At 63.4% G+C, this 16952-nt stretch carries 22 protein-coding genes; 13 read left to right on the top strand and 9 right to left on the bottom strand.

The window, feature by feature from the left end; translation table 11 throughout:
- Window positions 1–33 precede the first annotated feature (33 nt).
- Both E1H18_RS10490 and E1H18_RS10485 read right to left on the bottom strand, forming a co-directional pair.
- Window positions 34–1038 (bottom strand): FecR family protein, encoded by a 1005-nt coding sequence (locus tag E1H18_RS10490; protein ID WP_172267264.1) that lies wholly within the window; start codon window positions 1036–1038, stop codon window positions 34–36.
- Window positions 1035–1523 carry a sigma-70 family RNA polymerase sigma factor gene (locus E1H18_RS10485; protein ID WP_172267261.1) on the bottom strand — a complete coding sequence of 163 codons (489 nt, stop codon included), beginning with the start codon at window positions 1521–1523 and terminating at the stop codon, window positions 1035–1037. The genes E1H18_RS10490 and E1H18_RS10485 overlap by 4 nt, the downstream gene beginning before the upstream one ends.
- Before the next feature lie 122 nt (window positions 1524–1645).
- Between E1H18_RS10485 and E1H18_RS10480 the strand changes: the two genes are divergently transcribed.
- From E1H18_RS10480 to E1H18_RS10460, 5 genes are all read left to right on the top strand, one after another.
- Window positions 1646–2971, top strand: a complete 1326-nt coding sequence (locus tag E1H18_RS10480) for a tyrosine-type recombinase/integrase (RefSeq protein ID WP_370526479.1) — start codon at window positions 1646–1648, stop codon at window positions 2969–2971.
- A gap of 321 nt (window positions 2972–3292) precedes the next feature.
- On the top strand, window positions 3293–3697 hold the full coding sequence (locus E1H18_RS10475; protein ID WP_172267255.1) for a nuclear transport factor 2 family protein: 405 nt from the start codon (window positions 3293–3295) through the stop codon (window positions 3695–3697).
- Window positions 3697–4782: a bifunctional DNA-binding transcriptional regulator/O6-methylguanine-DNA methyltransferase Ada gene (gene ada, locus E1H18_RS10470; RefSeq protein ID WP_172267252.1), complete on the top strand. Its 1086-nt coding sequence runs from the start codon at window positions 3697–3699 to the stop codon at window positions 4780–4782. Before E1H18_RS10475 ends, ada begins: the two co-directional genes overlap by 1 nt.
- A gap of 125 nt (window positions 4783–4907) precedes the next feature.
- The gene (locus tag E1H18_RS10465) at window positions 4908–5354 is read left to right on the top strand and encodes a carboxymuconolactone decarboxylase family protein (RefSeq protein WP_172267249.1); all 447 of its coding nucleotides are present in this window, start codon (window positions 4908–4910) and stop codon (window positions 5352–5354) included.
- A 106-nt stretch (window positions 5355–5460) separates the two neighbouring features.
- Window positions 5461–6390 carry an SDR family NAD(P)-dependent oxidoreductase gene (locus tag E1H18_RS10460; protein ID WP_206679052.1) on the top strand — a complete coding sequence of 310 codons (930 nt, stop codon included), beginning with the start codon at window positions 5461–5463 and terminating at the stop codon, window positions 6388–6390.
- A 278-nt stretch (window positions 6391–6668) separates the two neighbouring features.
- On the opposite strand, the gene E1H18_RS10455 is transcribed toward E1H18_RS10460, so the two are convergent.
- Complete coding sequence (locus tag E1H18_RS10455) at window positions 6669–7175, bottom strand: hypothetical protein (RefSeq protein ID WP_172267246.1); 507 nt, start codon at window positions 7173–7175, stop codon at window positions 6669–6671.
- Between the two features lie 123 nt (window positions 7176–7298).
- Entirely contained in the window at window positions 7299–8330 is a 1032-nt protein-coding gene (locus E1H18_RS10450) for a hypothetical protein (protein WP_172267243.1), read from the bottom strand.
- Window positions 8331–8428: 98 nt separating this feature from the next.
- Here E1H18_RS10450 and E1H18_RS10445 point away from each other — a divergent pair, with 98 nt between their 5' ends.
- Complete coding sequence (locus tag E1H18_RS10445) at window positions 8429–8605, top strand: YodC family protein (protein WP_172267240.1); 177 nt, start codon at window positions 8429–8431, stop codon at window positions 8603–8605.
- Window positions 8606–8619: 14 nt separating this feature from the next.
- On the opposite strand, the gene E1H18_RS10440 is transcribed toward E1H18_RS10445, so the two are convergent.
- Window positions 8620–8859, bottom strand: coding sequence for a hypothetical protein (locus E1H18_RS10440; RefSeq protein WP_172267237.1), 240 nt, complete (start codon window positions 8857–8859; stop codon window positions 8620–8622).
- Between E1H18_RS10440 and E1H18_RS10435 the strand changes: the two genes are divergently transcribed.
- Window positions 8858–9577 (top strand): hypothetical protein, encoded by a 720-nt coding sequence (locus tag E1H18_RS10435; protein ID WP_172267234.1) that lies wholly within the window; start codon window positions 8858–8860, stop codon window positions 9575–9577. The genes E1H18_RS10440 and E1H18_RS10435 overlap by 2 nt on opposite strands.
- A 105-nt stretch (window positions 9578–9682) precedes the next feature.
- Here E1H18_RS10435 and E1H18_RS10430 read toward each other — a convergent pair whose 3' ends face one another.
- Window positions 9683–9895, bottom strand: a complete 213-nt coding sequence (locus E1H18_RS10430; protein WP_172267231.1) for an AlpA family transcriptional regulator — start codon at window positions 9893–9895, stop codon at window positions 9683–9685.
- Window positions 9896–10468: 573 nt separating this feature from the next.
- Here E1H18_RS10430 and E1H18_RS10420 point away from each other — a divergent pair.
- From E1H18_RS10420 to E1H18_RS26715, 4 genes are all read left to right on the top strand, one after another.
- On the top strand, window positions 10469–10927 hold the full coding sequence (locus E1H18_RS10420) for a hypothetical protein (protein WP_370526478.1): 459 nt from the start codon (window positions 10469–10471) through the stop codon (window positions 10925–10927).
- Window positions 10928–10968: 41 nt separating this feature from the next.
- Window positions 10969–11382 (top strand): hypothetical protein, encoded by a 414-nt coding sequence (locus E1H18_RS10415; RefSeq protein ID WP_194247981.1) that lies wholly within the window; start codon window positions 10969–10971, stop codon window positions 11380–11382.
- Entirely contained in the window at window positions 11382–11720 is a 339-nt protein-coding gene (locus E1H18_RS10410; protein WP_172267696.1) for a sigma-70 region 4 domain-containing protein, read from the top strand. The genes E1H18_RS10415 and E1H18_RS10410 overlap by 1 nt, the downstream gene beginning before the upstream one ends.
- Window positions 11721–12043: 323 nt before the next feature.
- Complete coding sequence (locus E1H18_RS26715; RefSeq protein ID WP_241735965.1) at window positions 12044–12205, top strand: hypothetical protein; 162 nt, start codon at window positions 12044–12046, stop codon at window positions 12203–12205.
- Between the two features lie 290 nt (window positions 12206–12495).
- Here the strand turns inward: E1H18_RS26715 and E1H18_RS10400 are convergent, their stop codons facing one another.
- Window positions 12496–12744, bottom strand: coding sequence for a hypothetical protein (locus tag E1H18_RS10400; RefSeq protein ID WP_172267222.1), 249 nt, complete (start codon window positions 12742–12744; stop codon window positions 12496–12498).
- Between the two features lie 142 nt (window positions 12745–12886).
- Between E1H18_RS10400 and E1H18_RS10395 the strand changes: the two genes are divergently transcribed.
- On the top strand, window positions 12887–13327 hold the full coding sequence (locus E1H18_RS10395; protein WP_194247980.1) for a helix-turn-helix domain-containing protein: 441 nt from the start codon (window positions 12887–12889) through the stop codon (window positions 13325–13327).
- 7 nt (window positions 13328–13334) lie between these two features.
- Here E1H18_RS10395 and E1H18_RS26710 read toward each other — a convergent pair whose 3' ends face one another.
- On the bottom strand, window positions 13335–13562 hold the full coding sequence (locus E1H18_RS26710; RefSeq protein ID WP_370526477.1) for a conjugal transfer protein TraD: 228 nt from the start codon (window positions 13560–13562) through the stop codon (window positions 13335–13337).
- 76 nt (window positions 13563–13638) lie between these two features.
- Window positions 13639–13905, bottom strand: coding sequence for a conjugal transfer protein TraD (locus tag E1H18_RS10385; protein ID WP_172267219.1), 267 nt, complete (start codon window positions 13903–13905; stop codon window positions 13639–13641).
- A gap of 172 nt (window positions 13906–14077) precedes the next feature.
- Here E1H18_RS10385 and traA point away from each other — a divergent pair, with 172 nt between their 5' ends.
- Window positions 14078–16936, top strand: a complete 2859-nt coding sequence (traA, locus tag E1H18_RS10380; protein ID WP_172267216.1) for a Ti-type conjugative transfer relaxase TraA — start codon at window positions 14078–14080, stop codon at window positions 16934–16936.
- Window positions 16937–16952: the final 16 nt, after the last annotated feature.

Below are 16952 nucleotides of genomic sequence, written 5' to 3'. Positions count from 1 at the left end.
ACGACCGTCAGGCCAAAATCTGACGACAAGGTTTCATGGCGCTTTTCCGACAGTTCCATGACGCGCCCCATGACGCGCCAGAACCAGCGCCTCGCCGCTGCGCCGCAGCTCCAGACCATGCAGGCGCGCGATGTTCTCCAGCGTCCGCTCGGGCCGGGTGACGCGGAAGCGGCCCGTGACGGTCAGACCGCCCAACGAAGCATCGGCCAGCTCCACCTTCCGCGGCGACCACAGATTCAAGGTCTCGACCAGCTGGACCAGGGGCGTGTCCTGCGCCTCGATCCAGCCGCTGCGCCAGCCGCCCGCCGGATGCTGGTCGAGGCTTGCCGGCGCGGCGGCCGCTCCCTGCGCCAGGCGCGAACCATGGCCGCCCTCAACCAAGCGCTTGGCGGCGAACAAACCCCGCCCGCCGAACCGCACCTTGCCCTCCTCGACCGCCAGTTCGGTGCCGGCGTTCAGGGCGGCGACGTCGAAGCGGGTCCCGACCACGACGATGCGGCTGTCGTGGGTGACGACCTGGAACGGCCGCGTGGCGTCGGGCGCGACGGCGAAGAAGGCCTGGCCGTGGGTCAGCTCCACCTGCCGTCGACGGCCGGTCAGCCGCACCCGCACGCGGCTGTCGCCGGCCAGGTCGATGCGTGAACCGTCCGGCAGGTCCAAGGTCGCGGTCTGGCCCGGACCGGTCGCGCGCTCCTGCACGGCGGCGGTCGACAACTCGATCTGCGGACCCAGGACGACCACCGCGACGGCGGCAGCGGCCGCAAGGCCCGCCGGCAGGGCCAGCCAGGCCCGGCCGATCTTTGGCGCAGGGCGCTTTCGACGCGCCGCCTGATGCTCTACCCGGCGCAGGGCCAGGGTCAGGGCTTCGTCGTCCCAGGTATTTTCCAGTGTCTCGTAGCGGCCGCGGTTGTCCGGATCGGCCGACCAGGCGTCGAAGTCGCCAGCCTCGACCGGCGCGCCATCCTTGCGCGAGGCCAGCCAGCGCGCAGCTTCCCGCTCACGGCGGCGCAAAGCCAGACGTTGCAGCAGGCCGCTCATCGCCGGCCTCCGCGGCCTTGGGCCTTCTGCAGGGCGACCAGCGCCCGGGCCACATGCGCGTCGACGGCCGCCGGGGTCAGACCCAGCTCGGCCGCAGCCTCCTTGGCGCTCTGGCCATGTAAGCGTCGGCGGATGAAAACGTCTCGCTGCAAGGGCGGCATGGCCTCCACGGCGCGGCTGAACCATTCGACGCGCTCGCGCAGCATCACCGCGCTCTCCGGGGTGTGTCCATCGGCAGGGTGCTCCTCGTCGATAGGCTCGAACGAGCGCCTGGCGCCGGCCCGGAAATGATCGCGGATCAGATTGAGGGCGATGGTGCGGATCAGCGCCCAGCCTTCTTCAGCGGCGGGACCTGAGCGCCCGAGGTAGCGCAGATAGGCGTCCTGGACGATGTCCTCGCTGAGCGAAGCGTCGCGGACACGGCGGCGGATCAGGCGCAGCAGCGCGTCCCGATACCCGGCAGCCATGATCCCGTCACGCGACACGCCCGTCTCCTCTTTCGACGGGACGGCCGCTTAACAGCAGCGTGTGACAGTTTTGAAAGCACAGTTTTCCGACGCGCGCAGGACTGCGGCGACATCTTCAAGCGTGTTTTGGGAGATCCTTGGTGGAGCCGAGGATCTTGAGGACTTATAACCACCTCGTCCCAGAACGTCCGATTTTATTGATAATTCAATATCTTGCGACAGCGCGATGTTTCAGGTATTCTCATTCTGTTCCGCACAATCCCGCCGAAAAGTGTGGGGTAGATGTGGGGAAATTTAGCGCTCCGATTTTAGGGAGTTCTAACTTGGCGCTCACGGCGTTGAAGGTGAAGCACGCGACAGCGGGACGTCACAGCGACGGCCGCGGGTTGTACTTGGAGGTCCAGCCGAGTGGTTCTCGGTCGTGGATCCTTCGGATCCAATTCCAAGGCGTGAGGCGTGATCTGGGCCTGGGCTCAGTACGGGACGTCTCGCTCCTCGACGCGAGGATTGCCGCCTCTGACATGCGGCGCAAAGTTCGCAGCGGGATTGACCCTTCGGCAGAACGACGCGCCGCTCGTCACGTTACACCGTCTTTTGAGGCAGCGGCGCGAGCCTGTTACGAGACGCTGAAGGCGGGGTGGAAAGATAGTCGGACGAAAATCTGGATCTCGAGCCTTGAGCGCCACGTCTTTCCTATGATCGGTTCTCGCGCCGTCGACAAAGTCGATGCGCTCGCAGTCCGGGACGTACTCGAGCCGATCTGGCTGACCGTGCCTGACACCGCAAACAAGGTGCTTCAGCGTATCAACGCCGTCCTGGATTTCGCGCACATCAAAGGCTGGATCAGCAAAGAGGTGTCCCTGCGCTCCGTTCGGAAGGGCCTGCCACGCCAAGCCAAGGTCAGCGGACACTATGCTGCGATGGCATATGCCGACGTGCCGGCGTTTATGCAGGCGATCACCTCATTGCCCCCGTCGCTCGGCCGCGACGCGTTGCGACTGACCATCTACACGGCGGCCCGTTCAAACGAGACAAGAATGGCCGTCTGGAGCGAGTTCGATCTCGATAAAGGAATTTGGTCCATTCCCGCCGAACGCATGAAGATGCGCGTGGCACATGCCATTCCTCTTCCAAGGCCAGCCATCGCCCTCTTACGGCGCATGTACGAAAATCGCGTTGAGACTGATGAGCTTCTGTTCTCTTCCAATGGCGTGAAACCGATCAGCGACATGACAATGTCGAAGGTTCTTCGGGACATGAAGATCGATGACGTGACCGTTCATGGATTTCGGAGCGCTTTCACCGATTGGTCGTCAGAACAGACAGATTTTCCAAAGGAGGTGGCCGATAAAGCGCTTGCACACAAAGTGCTAGATCGCGTCGAAGCCGCCTATCGCCGGACCGATTTCTTCGACAAACGGCGGAAGCTAATGAGCGCTTGGGCCGACTATCTCCATGGTGTTTGAGCCTTTTGTCGGCCCAAAGATGGTTCGCGAGCGAACAGATACGAGCGAGGCATTTAGCTCTCTTCGCGACGCTCCACCTCTCTACTTGGGCAAATTGAGATCGCGACCGGGTCTTCAGGCGTAGCCCGCGCGGCCATCACCGGTGACCGGGATGCGCCATCACCAGACATTGGCATGTTTCCAGGAAGGCGACGTTCGACCGATCTCAGGCAGAGCACTCACTAACAGAATCTGAGATCAGAAACCGGAGTTCGCGGCGTTCTGAAACTTGGCACTGAGGAGGCGCTCGCGGATGGCGGGCGCTTTCGAGATGGATTGTCCATGACTGCCAAGTTCGCCCTGGCGACTACGCCGGAAGGCATCGTTCCCGCACTGCTCGCGCACCTGAACTCGCTCGACGTCGACACCATGCTCGGCTTCTACGATCCGGCCGGCATGATCGTCGACGCGACCGGCAAGCCTCATGTTGGGCGCCAGGCGATCGGCGCCGAACTGGCCAAATACTTCAGCCTCGGACTGCAGATGTCGATCACCCAGCGCCACCTTTTCGTGGCCGATGACATCGCCTCGCTTATCCTAGATTGGTCGTATGTCGGCGTTGCTCGGGACGGGACGGAGGTGAACATGGTCGCGACCGCCACCGATATCGCCCGCCGCGGCGACGACGGCTGCTGGCGCTATCTGATCGACAATCCGTTCGGCGCCGCCCGCCGGGATATCGCCTGATGGCGGGCGCCGCCGCCGGCAGCGCGGATGACGCCCGATGGGCGCGCATGGCGGCGCGTGATCCGACGGCGGACGGCGCCTTCTGGCGCGGCGTGACGACGACTGGAATCTACTGCCGCCCCACCTGCGGCACGCGAAGGCCCAAGCGCGAGAACGTGCGGTTCTTCGACCAGCGGGAAGAGGCCGAGGCCGCCGGCTTTCGCCCTTGCCGGCGTTGCCGGCCCGATGAGGGCACGCCCACTGCCCGCAATGTCGAGCTGGTCGCTGAAGCGTGCCGGCTGATCGAAGCCGATGAAGGCGTGCCGTCCGTCTCAGCTCTGGCGCACGCGCTGGGCGTCAGCGAGGGTCATCTGCATCGTCTCTTCCGCGCCCGGACCGGCCTGACCCCCAGGGCCTACGGCCAGGAAAAGCGCGCGCAACGGATGCGCAGCAGTCTCGCGCAGGGGCGAGGGATCACCGAGACAATCTATGAGACCGGATACGGATCGAGCGGTCGCTTCTATGCCGTGACCCGCAAATCCCTGGGCATGACGCCGACCCACTACCAAGCGGGCGGCGCCGGCGAGACGCTGAGGTTCGCGGTGGGGCAAACCTCGCTGGGCGCGATTGTCGTGGCGTCCAGCGACGCCGGTGTCGCGGCCATCCTGCTGGGCGACGACGCCGAGACACTCCTCCAAGACCTGCAGGAGCGCTTCGTCCACGCCACCTTGATCGGCGGCGATGAGGCTTACGAAGTGCTGGTCGCCCAGGTCGTCGGCCTGGTGGAAGAGCCCGCGACCGCAGAGCCGCTGCCGCTGGACGTGCGCGGCACGGTTTTCCAGCGCCGGGTCTGGCGAGTGCTTCAGAGCGTGCCGCCAGGGTCGGTGATCTCCTACGACGAGATCGCTCGACGTGTCGGTCGCCCACGCGCCATCGGCGCCGTCGCGAGCGCCTGCGCCAGCAACCCGCTGGCGGTGGCCATTCCCTGTCACCGGGTGGTCAAGAGCGACGGCGGGTACTGGGGCTACACCTGGGGCCTTGATCGGAAACGGGCGCTGCTTCTGCGCGAGGGCGCCGAAACCCAGTCAGCCTCCGTCGCCGACTGATCGCAGTCCGACCTGCCTTCTCCCAACGCGCAACCCGCGTAGCCGCAGAAAATCGCGCGCGGCATGTCACATTCGGCGCGCCTTCGTCGTCATCCCCATCGAACGTCCAGCCACAAGGAAATCCCATGACGCGTCTGACTTGGTACGAGGTCGCCCCTGAGGGCGCGAAGGCCCTCTTCGGTGTCCATCACTATGTCACCAAGAACACCAGCCTGCCCGAAGAGCTGATCCACCTGATCTTCCTCAGGGTCTCGCAGATCAACGGCTGCGCCCACTGCATCGACCTTCACAGCCGGGATCTGCGAAAGACAATGTCGGTGGACAAGATCATGCTGCTTCCGGTCTGGGAGGAAGTCCCGCACCTTTTCTCGGAGCGTGAGCGCGCGGCGCTAGCCTGGGCCGAGGAGGTCACTCGGGTGAGCGAGACCCACGCCTCGGACGAGGCCTATGCGGCCGTCTCGGCCATGTTCGAGCCCAAGGAACTGGTGGAGCTGACGATCACCATCGCCGCAATGAACGCCTTCAACCGGCTTGGCGCGCCGTTCCGCCTGCCGGTGGCGGCCCAGGCCTAGACTGGCCTGGAGGCGCTCTCTGATGGTGGAGAGCGCCCGCAGCCGAGCTGCGATGGCAGCCAGAACTGTCCCTCCACGATCCTCAATCACCGCGCGGGATAACCTCTTGTCGACTTTCAAGACCCCCTTCAGCTTCGCCTCGACGGCGGATGACGTTGTCGACGGCGTCGATCTGTCCAGTCGGAACATCATCGTCACCGGCGGCTCTGGCGGCATCGGAGCCGAAACAGTCCGCAGCCTTGCCAGGGCGGGCGCGACGGTCACCATCGCCGCCCGCAACCCCGATGCGGCGGAAGCTGTCGCGGTCCGCCTAAGACGTGAGACGGGGAATGACCGCATTCTGGTCAGCGCTCTCGACCTCGCCGACCTGCGGTCCGTTGGCGCCTTCGTCGAGGCGTGGAGCGGCCCGATCCACGCTCTGGTCAACAACGCCGGGATCATGGCGCTGCCGAGCCTGGAGCGAACGCCTGAAGGCTGCGAGATGCAGTTCGCGACCAATTTCCTCGGTCATTTCGCTCTGACACTGGGCTTGCGAGCGCACCTCGCCGCCGCTGATGGCGCGCGTGTGGTTTGGGTGAGTTCTACCGGCAATCTCTTCGCGCCGGTCTTCTGGGATGATCCGCACTTCCTCTTCATCCCTTACGACCCTCTACTGGCTTACGGTCAGTCGAAGACGGCCTGCGTCCTGGCCGCCGTCGCCATGGCGTCGCGATGGGCCAGCGACGGCATCTGCGCTAACGCGCTGAACCCGGGCGCCATCGCGACCAATCTGCAGCGACACACCGGCGGCCTCAAAACGCCGGAGCTCCTTCGGAAGAGCCCACAGCAAGGCGCAGCAACGTCCGTCCTTCTCGCGGCGTCGCCACTCGTCGCTCAAGTTAGCGGTCGCTACTTCGATGATTGCAATGAGGGTATCGTGCAACAACAGCGTCCCGCCGACGCCCCGCGAGGCGTGGCGCCCTATTCGATAGACAAAGGCAACGCAGAGAGGCTTTGGACTATGGCCGTCAAGCTAATCGAACGACATCGAGATTAGCCGCCAGGACATGCCGCGGACCGAACTAGGTCCCTCAAGCATTGCGGTGACCAAGCAGAGTTGCACAGCCAGATCCCCAATGCGCCAGTTGCTGCCGTTGGCTTAGTTCCAGAAACTGGGCACTCGCCTCAGCTTACCACATTCAGGCGCGCCGGACGGCAATGGCACGCAGCGGACATTCCGTTGCACCAGTTCCTGGACATTGCGGCTTCACGGCAGCGTTCATGCTGCAATGCCTTGCTGCTATCGGAGCAACAGCGATCCGTCTAGAGGACTAACTAGTTCTCAGACTCGCTCAGAGTTTGCAGGCGGTCAGCGAGGAAGTATATCGCTAGCATCGATGTGACGACCAATTGCCATATAGCGAAAAACACTACCGCGAATATGATTGGACTTACAACTGTCGGTTCTAATTTGGACCAGTTCGGTATGAAGGCGAGCTTTTTGGTCAACTTTGCCCAGGCTTGGCTTAGGATTAGGACCAAAATAAACAAGTTCAGCGAAAGGAACGAGAGATATCCAAACATATAGGAAATAAATTTCCTATAGCTAAGTGTCTTTTTTACGCGACCGCCCCCATTATGATCGCGAACCCATAATATTGCGTCTCCACCCTTCAGTGGACTATCTATCCCAGCACGATCAAATGTAGCAACAGCCGCCAGAGCGGCGAGATAGAAGCCAATCATCAAGGCTAATAGCTGTGTGATGTTGTTGACTAAATTTGGCTGCTTGTCGAACGTCATCGGTATGCCAAGCCACCAGCAGCCGGCAACCGTCAGCACCGTCAAAATACCTGGCAGGATGAAGTCATAGACGAACTTAGACGCGAGAACGGAATCCCCGTGTTTAATTCGCAGGTAGTTGCACGGAACGAGAAGCTGCCTAATTGGCCATAGCATTTCTTGTCACCATTGCTCAACAAGTTCTATAACTTCTATCATCTTTTGCTCAATTTCATAATATACTTTTTCATATGCGTTCTCCAAAAAGTTGGAGAAATCTGTTAGTCGCTGAGCTCTAACGTACAACACTTCCAACGCGTCCTCTTCCATCAGACTTATTGTAGGCGTATTGCTCATACCGCCTGGTAAATTGTCTAGGTGGAAGGTGATCTTTTCGTAATGCTTTTCTTTCGCAAACTGTGTCACGTTGTTCACCAAGTTCTCTATATCTGAGGCATTGGCTTTTGCCGTGTGAAGCACAAGCTTTCGCTCCTGCCTCGTAATTAGCTTGGCGACGCCGGTACCAGCATATGACGTAGTCGACCTAGTTAGCGTAATGCGCGATAGTTCGCCATTCTTTAGGTCATCGATAAGTTTCTCAGAAGGTATTCGCTCTATCTCCAGCGTCGGCCTGTATGACTTTCTCTCTATGCGGCGCTTGCCAGAAACTATTTTTGAAGTCTCGTAATAGTAGGTAGGGTTTGACGAAAGTGCCCGATCTATAACCCTGGCGATTAGGGCCAGGACCAGCGACGACGACGACCCCGTTGCCCGCTCAAAGCACGCTCTGTAGGCGCCATTCTTCTCAATCGTCGATATACATAGGTGCGCTGACCAGCCTTGAGCCTCCGGTGGCCTGGGATGGGACACCCGTACCTTCCCGTCCCCGACCACACCAAGAAACGCCGGGTGGGCTGCGTTCGGATCGCCACGGTTTACCAAGATCGTGACCGCCGATTTGCTGGGGTCGCGTTTGATGTCTGCTATGTAAATCTGGTTCTTGGGGTCGGGTACTTCGTCGCTGCTCTCATCAAACAGACGCCCAGTGATTGATAGCAAGGACCTTGCTCGACCGGCGGTAAACTCCGCCTCTAAGATAGAGATGACTTCATCAAGCGTGGCGCGCTTGTTGTGCTCTATCTCAGCTACAGCGGGTTTCACGCGCGTCACCACGCGCCACAGGTAAACCCTTCTCTCGGTGCGAGAAGCCGCCATCAAGTCCCCCAACCCGTTATGGTTGCCGAGACCTTGGCGCCTAAACCGTAGCTGTGCAAACCTCTGCCGTTCCCATTCTCGGGACGGGGAGGAAGTCCATGCAAGTTGGTGACACGGTGATGTTGAAGTCAGGCGGTCCGGTCATGACGATCAACCAGATCGCAGACCAGTACGGCGTCCAGACGGCCTGGTGTGCCTGGTTCGACGGAAAGAAAGAGGCAAAGTCGACGTTTCCGCTCACCTCTCTCAAGCCGATCAATCTGGACGACGATTGATCAGGCGCTCGTCCTTAGGCGGCTTCGGCGGCTCGAACTCCGAGGAAATCCAGAAGGCGATACGCCGCACCAAGATCCGGAAGGCTGGCGAGTACGCGAATGCCATTCGATGCGGCGTCGGTCACCTCTTCGTAGAGGAAGAGAGGCGAACGGTCGCCCGCCATGCCGTTCTCGCGAAGCGTCTCAGACGAGAGTTCGGAGACGTAAACCTGTGTGTCCGTGCGTGTCGTGCCGACAAAGAGGAAATCATCCATGGCGCGTCCTCCCGTTCGCGAACTGCCTCGGCTTTCGGCCTCGCAACTCGCCGACTACCTCGCCGCCACATCTCCCATCGCGCAAATGGCGATCTTGAGGCAGGCGAAAAACCCTGGAGAAGCTAGGCCCCTGATCATCCAGTACCAGCTCGCGAGGCAGTGCATTTCCGCCTGCCTCATCGAACCGGAAACGATGAACCGCACGATTGCGCAGGCCATCACCTCTCTTGAACAACGCCGCGATGATGCGGCGAACCGGCCGCTCGTCCGCGACGACGCGCGACGCTGTATAGAGGTCATCAACACGTTTCAACGGTCGGTTAACGCCCTCGGGCTTTGGGGAGGCCTCCGGTATGAAGCCGCGCCTCAGCGCCCGGCGTCCATGATGGTCTCTGGCGTCGAGATCAGCGTCTATCCAGACGCCATTGCCCACCGTGGCGGCGACCGCGTCGGACAGGCCTTCATCCGTTGCACGATCGGCGGATCGAACGACAGCGCCGAGAACCGACGACAGGAAGCCAACAGTCACTTGGCTGTCATTTCCCACATGCACGCCGTGGCGCATCTTGGGCACCGGGGAACACCGCACGCCCCCACGTCGATGACGATCGACGTCCCGCGACAACGCGTAGTCTATGGCCCGTCCAGCACGACAATGAGGGTTCGTCAGGTCGAAACGGCTTGCGCCATGATCGCCGCGATTTGGCCGACGATTTAACGGACTTCTCACGCTGAAATCCTAGGTGTGTTCCCGCAGCCGGGGAGGTGCTGTTCTCCTCGTCCCGACCTCCTGCAAGCGGACCTCTCCGAGGCCCGCGATGAGTCAGGATGAGTGCTTGCCTGGTTCTGGGCGGTATCTGGCAGGATCCGCTATCCACCGATTGATCGCGGACTCGTGCCATCCCGCGCCGTGAACGCTGATGGGGACCTGCCGAGGAAACGAGCCCTCGCTTATCTTTCGATAGAGGGTCGATCGGCTAAGCCCCGTGCGCGCCAGCACGGTCTTCAGGCGGACGATGCGGTCGAGGTCGGCCATCGTTTAAAGCTCCACAGACTGGGATCTGAAGGCATTCGATGGGCCAGAATTGGATTGCTCGCTGCTGGCGGCAAGGCCTTGCGGGGTCAGATCGTACTCTGGGAAACAAAGACAGGCCCTAGGCGCCTCTAGCGAAGGTGAAACGTACCTTCATGACGCCGGCTGCTCACCTCAATGAGGCCGGGAAGGGTTCGCTGCGGCGCGTTCTACTTTTTTAGGCGAACACCAGGGCCTGCAGTTTCATCGGCCATTTGGAAAATGACGCCCGCTGCCTCAAGCGCGCGGCGCACTGCCTCGACGTTATCGACAGAGCTGCGACCCGGCCCGACGGCACTTTCCATCCGCCGGATTGTCGGCAGCGATAGACCTGCGGCCTCGGCCAGCTTTGGTCCACTCCAATCCACAAGGGCTCGCGCGGCCCTAATCTGAGCGGCCGTCAGCATGTCGTTTTATTATTAGTAAAGTGCATGATATTTTTCGCTTGTTGAATAGTGTCGTCGGTGATACTAAAGGAGTAATACACACTCAGGACTGGATGTCATGGACTCGCGCTCTAAGGCGGAGAGTACGGACGTGCGCGTGCGCAAACCATCGCGGCGCTTCGTGCTTGCTGGCGGCTCCGCAGCACCGTTTGTCACTGGCGCCGCCACCGATAGTGTCGACCCGGCGGTCGCGAGATGCGCGCGCTGGCTCGCCATCGACACCGAACAGCGCCGCCTCCAACTTGAGTGGGGCGCGCTGGAAGGCTGGCTGATCACGCACCGCAGTTGGTACAAACTCACGCCCGCCCAGCAGGCCGAAATCCCCGAAGGCGCTAGGCTCGCTGAGATTGACGCGCGGCTCGATGTGCTGGAGGTCGAGGGACACGCTCTCCTCAAAGCTATGCGACCGAGGCCAACGAAAAGCGTCGAGGCCGTTATCGCCAACCTTTCGGTAGCGGCGCGCCTGATCTTCGTGGAGGACCACCCCGAGGCGCACGACCTGATCACCCGCGCCGTCCGCGACCTTGCCACCTTCGCCGGTAAAAAGTGACTCGCCGCGTTCCCCGGCGACGCGGCGACATCGACCGCTCTTTGGCGGCGACGTTCCGCCGTAACGCCGCTGGGTTTCACCAAGGGGCAGAGGCGGCGCTGGCACGACACCCCGAGGGCACCCGCTACTTCCTGGCCATCGCCATCGAGCTAGCGTTGAAGGCGTACCTGCTCGACCGAGGAATCAGTGACGACTGGAACCGCGTCTATCTCCGGCACGATCTCGTCAAAGCGCTCCGGTTCGCTCGCCGCGCTGGCTTTACCGACGGTCCCGCCAAGCTCCCTGAGTTGGCGGCGCTCCTGAGCCCGTACTACAGCGTCCACGCCATCTCACAGATGTCGGCAGAGACCCTCGGGTCGGTCTGCTGGGTGGAGGCCTGCACGACCGTCCGCGCGCTCATTGACGCTGTCGTTGAGGCCGCCGGGGCAGATGCTCGTCGAGAGGGGGAAGCGTGATGGCCCGCCTTCCTCTGCCTTGGCCGATTGTCGTCAGCCAGTGGTGGCGCTGGCGACATCCCAGCCTGTGGCGCGGCAGGACCTTCGATCCGCATAACACCCAGCAGGTCATGTCCTACGCAGTCTTTCGGCTTCGCCGCGAGACACGAGTCGTCTTCCTGCTCAACCACATCAAGGCGCTCGACTACGCACTGATCGCCCGTCACCTCGGTCTCTCCGTTGCCGACGTCCAGACGAACTTGGCCGACGCGCTCTTCGAGATCTCGCGCACGGTCGACCTGATCGAGCGCGTTCGGCCTCCAATCAAACTTTCCAAAGCGGAGCCTCCCAATGTCTGACGACAAGGGACCATTCGCCGTATCGCGGCGTGCCGTGATCGGCGCCGCCAGCGCCGCGCCGGTGGTCGCGGGCGCGGGCGGCGGCGCAGCACCGGACCCGGCCGTGGCGCGCTGCGCCGAGTGGATGGCGCTTGACGCGGAGATCGACCGCTTGGGTCTACGCTGGTCGGACTTGGAGACGATCTTGGTGCGGAAGAAGCGTTGGGAGCGGATGACGCCCGACGAGCGCGCGGCGCTGTCGCCGACGCACGAGATGGACGCTATCGACAAGCAGCTTGAGCCGCTGTTCGAGCAGAGGGACGCGTGGTTGGAGGCTTCCTGCTGTGCGCGCCAGCGACATGTACGGGGTCGTCGCCAAGCTGGAGGTGGCGCTGCGGGTCATGGTCCATCAGCAGGGCGACGGCTACGACCTCTTCAAGGCGACGATGGAGGAGCTGCGCACCGCGCGCTGCCCATCCTGCGGGGCGCTTGTTTGCCAACGCTAACCCCGCCCCCTCCGGCAGCCGTCTTGCCCACCCCAACCTGCGGGAGCCAGGACCGGAACGGTCGGTGCTCGCCCTGGAGCGCTTGGAGAGCCTCTGCCGGGCGGGATGGTGCGGGTCAAGGGCGGCTTCGCCGTCGCTCCGCGAGACGCCCGCAGGGCGTCCCCTTGACGCGCGCCAGCCCGTCCGGCCCTTGTTCCACCAAGCGATCCAGGGCGTCTTGTCTCCGAGCGAAAGTCGGCGACGGCTGCAAGCTCAGTGGCCGGCCGGATAGGCCCGGCCAAGCCGGCTCGTCAGCGCACGCGTCTGAAGCGGACACGCTCCTTTCCAGCGATGAGAAAGGCGTCATAGCCGGCGCCCCCCCAGGACTTGCGCTGTACATGGCTCGTGTGCGGGTCGGTGGTGTTCGCCCACCACTGTTGACGGGCCGCGCTCTTGGGAAGCATGGCGCCGAGAATGCGCTCGATCTCGGCGAAGGTCAGTTCGAGTTCGTCTTCACGCTGGCGGCGCAGATGACCCGACAGGGGATCGTACTTGGACATTCCCCAGCATCGCCGATTGATCCGGACACGTCGAATCTGCACGCGACTAGCGCGAATGGAGAACGACCTTGAAAAGCCACGCTTCGGGGCGCTTGTGCCCCAAGCACTTTCCCGGATCGGCGGCGTTGCCAGCGATTCGGCCATGGAGACTTTCGTGACCGATAGCCCTGAAGCTCGCACGCCCAATATCGTCGATATCCACGTCGGGGGCCGCGTGCGTATGCGCCGCAAGATGCTGGGCGTCAGCCAGGAGACGCTCGCCGATGCGCTGGGGCTCAGCTTCCAGCAGGTGCAGAAATACGAGCGTGGCGCCAACCGCGTCAGTGCCAGCAAGCTCTACGAGATCGCCAAGACGCTTCAGGTCCCGGTGTCGTTCTTCTTCGATGGCCTGGCTGACCCGATGACGGACGAAGTCGATGAAGTCGGCGCCGCTGCCGAGCGCGTCGTCACGGAGTTCCTCAACACATCCGAAGGCCTGGAACTCGCCGAGATGTTCCCGAAGATCGGCCGGGGCCGCGTCCGTCGGCAGGTCCTCGATCTCGTACGCGCCATGGCCGACGACGAAGGCGCCGACAAGGTCTGACGATCTCTCATCGGGTGTTTGACGCGGAGCGGGCCTCCACCTCGAATGCGCGCTGTCCGCCGCGCCGCCAGAGCGCCAGGGTGTGCTCGGCGTCGTCGGCCTTCAACATCGTCGCCAAGAACGTGAAGGCTCCGTAGAGCGCGGCGCGATCATCGCGGGTGAGTTCGACGAGGCCGGACTTCTGGACCAGGCCGCCAAGCTCGATCAGGTGGCGGGTGCGCTCTCGCCGCTTCACCACCCACGCCCGCGTATCGCGCCTGGACCGCTGGGCTTCCAGGCGATAGCGCGCCGCTTTCGCTCGGCGCTTGGCATCACTGGTCGCCGCCAGCGCTAGGCCCAGGGGTGCTCGACCTACCGCGAAAGAACCCGGCGCCGCGCTTCTTCCAGCCCTCCTTGCGCACGGCGTTCCCGGCGTCGGCCAAATCCAGCAGTCCGCCGGCCAGGGTGTCGATATCCAAGGCGTCGGCGCCGGTGGCGATCACCAGCTCACCTAGCTGCCTGACCTTACGCTCCTTCAGGGTCTTGGCCTTGTCTTCGAGGTTCTTCAGTTCGGCGTCGAAGTCTCGTGGCTTGCGCATCCCAAGTCTCCAATTTTCGATGATGCGCTGATCGTAAAGCAGACGATCCGGGAATGCTCTAAGGTCGCCGGAACATACTGGGACGGGCCGGTCCCTCCCGAGATTCTTTCTTGGGAGGGCGCGCTTATACGTCGTGCCGACGTGCGCTCAGGATAGTAAGTGGTCTATCGCCATGGCGATCTACCACTTCTCTGTCAAAGTCATCAGTCGCGCCACCGGGGCCAGCGCCTTGGCCTCGGCCGCCTATCGCTCCGCCTCGCGGCTCCACGATGAGCGGCTGGATCGCGACCACGACTTCACGAACAAGAGCGGCGTCGTCCATTCCGAGGTGATGCTGCCGGATGGCGCGCCCGAGCACCTGTCGGACCGCGCCACCCTTTGGAACGCGGTCGAGGCCGGCGAGAAGCGTAAGGACGCCCAGCTCTCCCGCGAGGTCGAGTTCGCCATTCCCCGCGAGATGGACCAGGCGCAGGGCATCGCGCTCGCCCGCGACTTCGTCCAGCGCGAGATGGTCGATCGCGGGATGGTCGCCGACCTCAATGTGCATTGGGACATCGGCCCAGACGGTCTGGCCAAGCCCCACGCCCACGTCATGCTGTCGATGCGCGAGGTCGGCGAGGAGGGCTTTGGCGCCAAGGTTCGCGACTGGAACCGCACCGAGCTGGTCGAGCACTGGCGCGAGGCGTGGGCCGACCACGTCAACGAGCGGCTGGCCCAACTGGATATCGACGCGCGGATCGATCACCGCAGCCTGGAAGATCAAGGCATCGACCTGGAGCCGCAGCACAAGATCGGCCCGGCCGCCGGGCGCATGGCCGGCGAAGGCGTCGAGACCGAGCGGCTCGAAGATCATCACCGCATCGCCCGGGAGAACGGCGAGAAGATCATCGCCGATCCGCGCATCGCGCTAGACGCTATCACCCACCAGCAGGCGACCTTCACCCGCCGCGACCTAGCGATGTTCATTCACCGCCATTCCGACGGCAAGGAGCAGTTTGACCGCGCCATGAGCGCGGTGCAGGCCTCGCCCGAGATTGTGGCGCTGGGCCAGGACGGGCGCGGTCAGGACCGCTTCACCAGCCGCGAGATGCTCGCCGTCGAGGACCGGCTGCATCGCGCCAGCGAAGCGATGGCGGAACGCCAGACGCACGGGGTCAGCGAGCTGGAACAGCGGCGCGCCCTGGCGCGCGCCGAGCAGCGGGGCCTCGTCCTTTCCAGCGAGCAGAAAGCGGCGTTCGAGCATGTCACCGAGGGCCGGGACCTTGGCGTCGTTGTCGGCTATGCGGGCACGGGCAAGTCGGCGCTTCTGGGCGTCGCCCGCGAGGCTTGGGAAGGTGCCGGCTTTCGCGTTCAGGGCCTAGCCCTGTCGGGCATTGCCGCCGAGAATCTGGAGGGCGGTTCCGGCATTGCCTCGCGCACCATCGCCAGCCTGGAGCATCAGTGGGCGAAAGACCGCGAGTTGCTTGACGCCCGCGATGTGCTGGTGATCGACGAGGCCGGCATGATCGGCTCGCGGCAGATGGAGCGGTTGTTGTCAGCGGCCGAGAAGGCCGGGGCCAAGGTGGTGTTGGTCGGCGATCCGGAGCAGCTCCAGGCCATCGAGGCCGGCGCGGCCTTTCGGTCGATCGCCGAGCGTCATTCCCACGTCGAGATCACCCAGGTTCGCCGGCAGCATGAGGAATGGCAGCGCGACGCCACCCGACATCTGGCGACCGGCCGCGCGGGAGAGGCGCTGGGCGCCTACGACGCGCAAGGCATGGTCCATGCCGCCGAGACCCGCGACCAGGCGCGCGAGGACTTGGTCGAGCGCTGGGACCGCGAGCGCATGGCCGAGCCGAATAAGACCCGGATCATCCTCACCCACACCAACGACGAGGTACGCGAGCTCAATCTGACGGCTCGCGAGCGGCTGCGTGAGGCCGGCGCCTTGGGCAAGGACGTGACGGTGAAGGCCGAGCGCGGCGAGCGGTCGTTCGCGACGGGCGATCGACTGATGTTCCTGAAGAACGATCGCGGGCTAGGCGTGAAGAACGGCATGCTCGGAGAGATCGAGGGGGTATCGGCCGGCCAGATGACCGTGCGCCTCGACGCGGGCCGATCGGTCGTCTTGGACCTGAAGGACTACGCCCAGGTCGATCACGGCTATGCCGCCACCATCCACAAGAGCCAGGGCGTCACCGTCGATCGCGCGCATGTGCTCGCGACGCCGGGGATGGATCGTCACGGCGCCTATGTCGCCCTCTCGCGTCACCGCGACAGCGTGCAGCTCCACTACGGCCGCGACGAGTTCGAGGATCTCGGCAAGCTGACCCGCGCCTTGTCGCGCGAGCGGGCCAAGGACATGGCCAGCGATTTTGCGGAGCGGCGCGAGATCCATGTGCCGGCGTCGATGCGGCCGAAGGAGCCGCCGCAGCGCGAGCGCGGGATGTTCGATGGCTTTAAGCCGATCAACCCGCCGCGTCAGCCGGTGACGGTGACGCGGAAGATCGGCCAGTTCGACCAGCAAAGCACGATCGAACGTCACGCCCGCGCCGCGGTCGACGTCTTGCGGATGAACGACCGCGGCTTGCCGGTGCCGGCGCACCAGCGGCAGGCGCTGGTGGATGCCCGCGAGGCCATGGGCGAGGTCGGCCCTCACGCCGCCAAGGATCTGGAGCGGGCCTACATGCGAGAGCCTGGTCTGGCCAGCGAGATCGCTTCCGGTCGGACACAGCGGGCGATCCAAGTTCTTCAGCTTGAGACCGAGGTGCGGGCCGATCCACGTTTGCGGGCAGATCGATTCGTCGAGCGTTGGCAGAGTCTGGAGCGTCAGCGATCAGCGCTGCACTTCGAGGGCGACATGACGGGCGCCCGTCAGATCAAGGATCGCATGGGCGCTATGGCCAAGAGCCTGGAGCGGGACCCACAGGTGGAGTCGCTGCTTCGGACGCGGCGCGTTGAGTTGGGCCTTCCAGCCGAGCTGGGCCGCGGCGTTGGTGAGGGATTGTCGCGATATCTCGGGTTGGGACGAGGCCGTGGAATCGGCCTTTAAGACCACACCTCAGCTA

It is taken from the genome of Caulobacter sp. RHG1, from assembly GCF_013181195.1.
In the GTDB taxonomy this organism is placed as follows: domain Bacteria; phylum Pseudomonadota; class Alphaproteobacteria; order Caulobacterales; family Caulobacteraceae; genus Caulobacter.
The sequence above is the reverse complement of the archived record's forward strand: the minus strand, read 5'-3'. Positions and strand labels throughout refer to the sequence as shown.

Excerpts from the sequence above, each read along its gene's own strand:
- E1H18_RS10490 (WP_172267264.1), bottom strand. The coding sequence starts at position 1,038 with ATGAGCGGCCTGCTGCAACGTCTGGCTTTGCGCCGCCGTGAGCGGGAA.
- E1H18_RS10475 (WP_172267255.1), top strand. The coding sequence starts at position 3,293 with ATGACTGCCAAGTTCGCCCTGGCGACTACGCCGGAAGGCATCGTTCCC.
- ada (WP_172267252.1), top strand. The coding sequence starts at position 3,697 with ATGGCGGGCGCCGCCGCCGGCAGCGCGGATGACGCCCGATGGGCGCGC.
- E1H18_RS10465 (WP_172267249.1), top strand. The coding sequence starts at position 4,908 with ATGACGCGTCTGACTTGGTACGAGGTCGCCCCTGAGGGCGCGAAGGCC.
- E1H18_RS10450 (WP_172267243.1), bottom strand. The coding sequence starts at position 8,330 with ATGGCGGCTTCTCGCACCGAGAGAAGGGTTTACCTGTGGCGCGTGGTG.
- E1H18_RS10445 (WP_172267240.1), top strand. The coding sequence starts at position 8,429 with ATGCAAGTTGGTGACACGGTGATGTTGAAGTCAGGCGGTCCGGTCATG.
- E1H18_RS10435 (WP_172267234.1), top strand. The coding sequence starts at position 8,858 with ATGGCGCGTCCTCCCGTTCGCGAACTGCCTCGGCTTTCGGCCTCGCAA.
- E1H18_RS10440 (WP_172267237.1), bottom strand. The coding sequence starts at position 8,859 with ATGGATGATTTCCTCTTTGTCGGCACGACACGCACGGACACACAGGTT.
- E1H18_RS10430 (WP_172267231.1), bottom strand. The coding sequence starts at position 9,895 with ATGGCCGACCTCGACCGCATCGTCCGCCTGAAGACCGTGCTGGCGCGC.
- E1H18_RS10410 (WP_172267696.1), top strand. The coding sequence starts at position 11,382 with ATGGCCCGCCTTCCTCTGCCTTGGCCGATTGTCGTCAGCCAGTGGTGG.
- E1H18_RS10400 (WP_172267222.1), bottom strand. The coding sequence starts at position 12,744 with ATGTCCAAGTACGATCCCCTGTCGGGTCATCTGCGCCGCCAGCGTGAA.
- E1H18_RS10395 (WP_194247980.1), top strand. The coding sequence starts at position 12,887 with ATGGAGACTTTCGTGACCGATAGCCCTGAAGCTCGCACGCCCAATATC.
- E1H18_RS10385 (WP_172267219.1), bottom strand. The coding sequence starts at position 13,905 with ATGCGCAAGCCACGAGACTTCGACGCCGAACTGAAGAACCTCGAAGAC.
- traA (WP_172267216.1), top strand. The coding sequence starts at position 14,078 with ATGGCGATCTACCACTTCTCTGTCAAAGTCATCAGTCGCGCCACCGGG.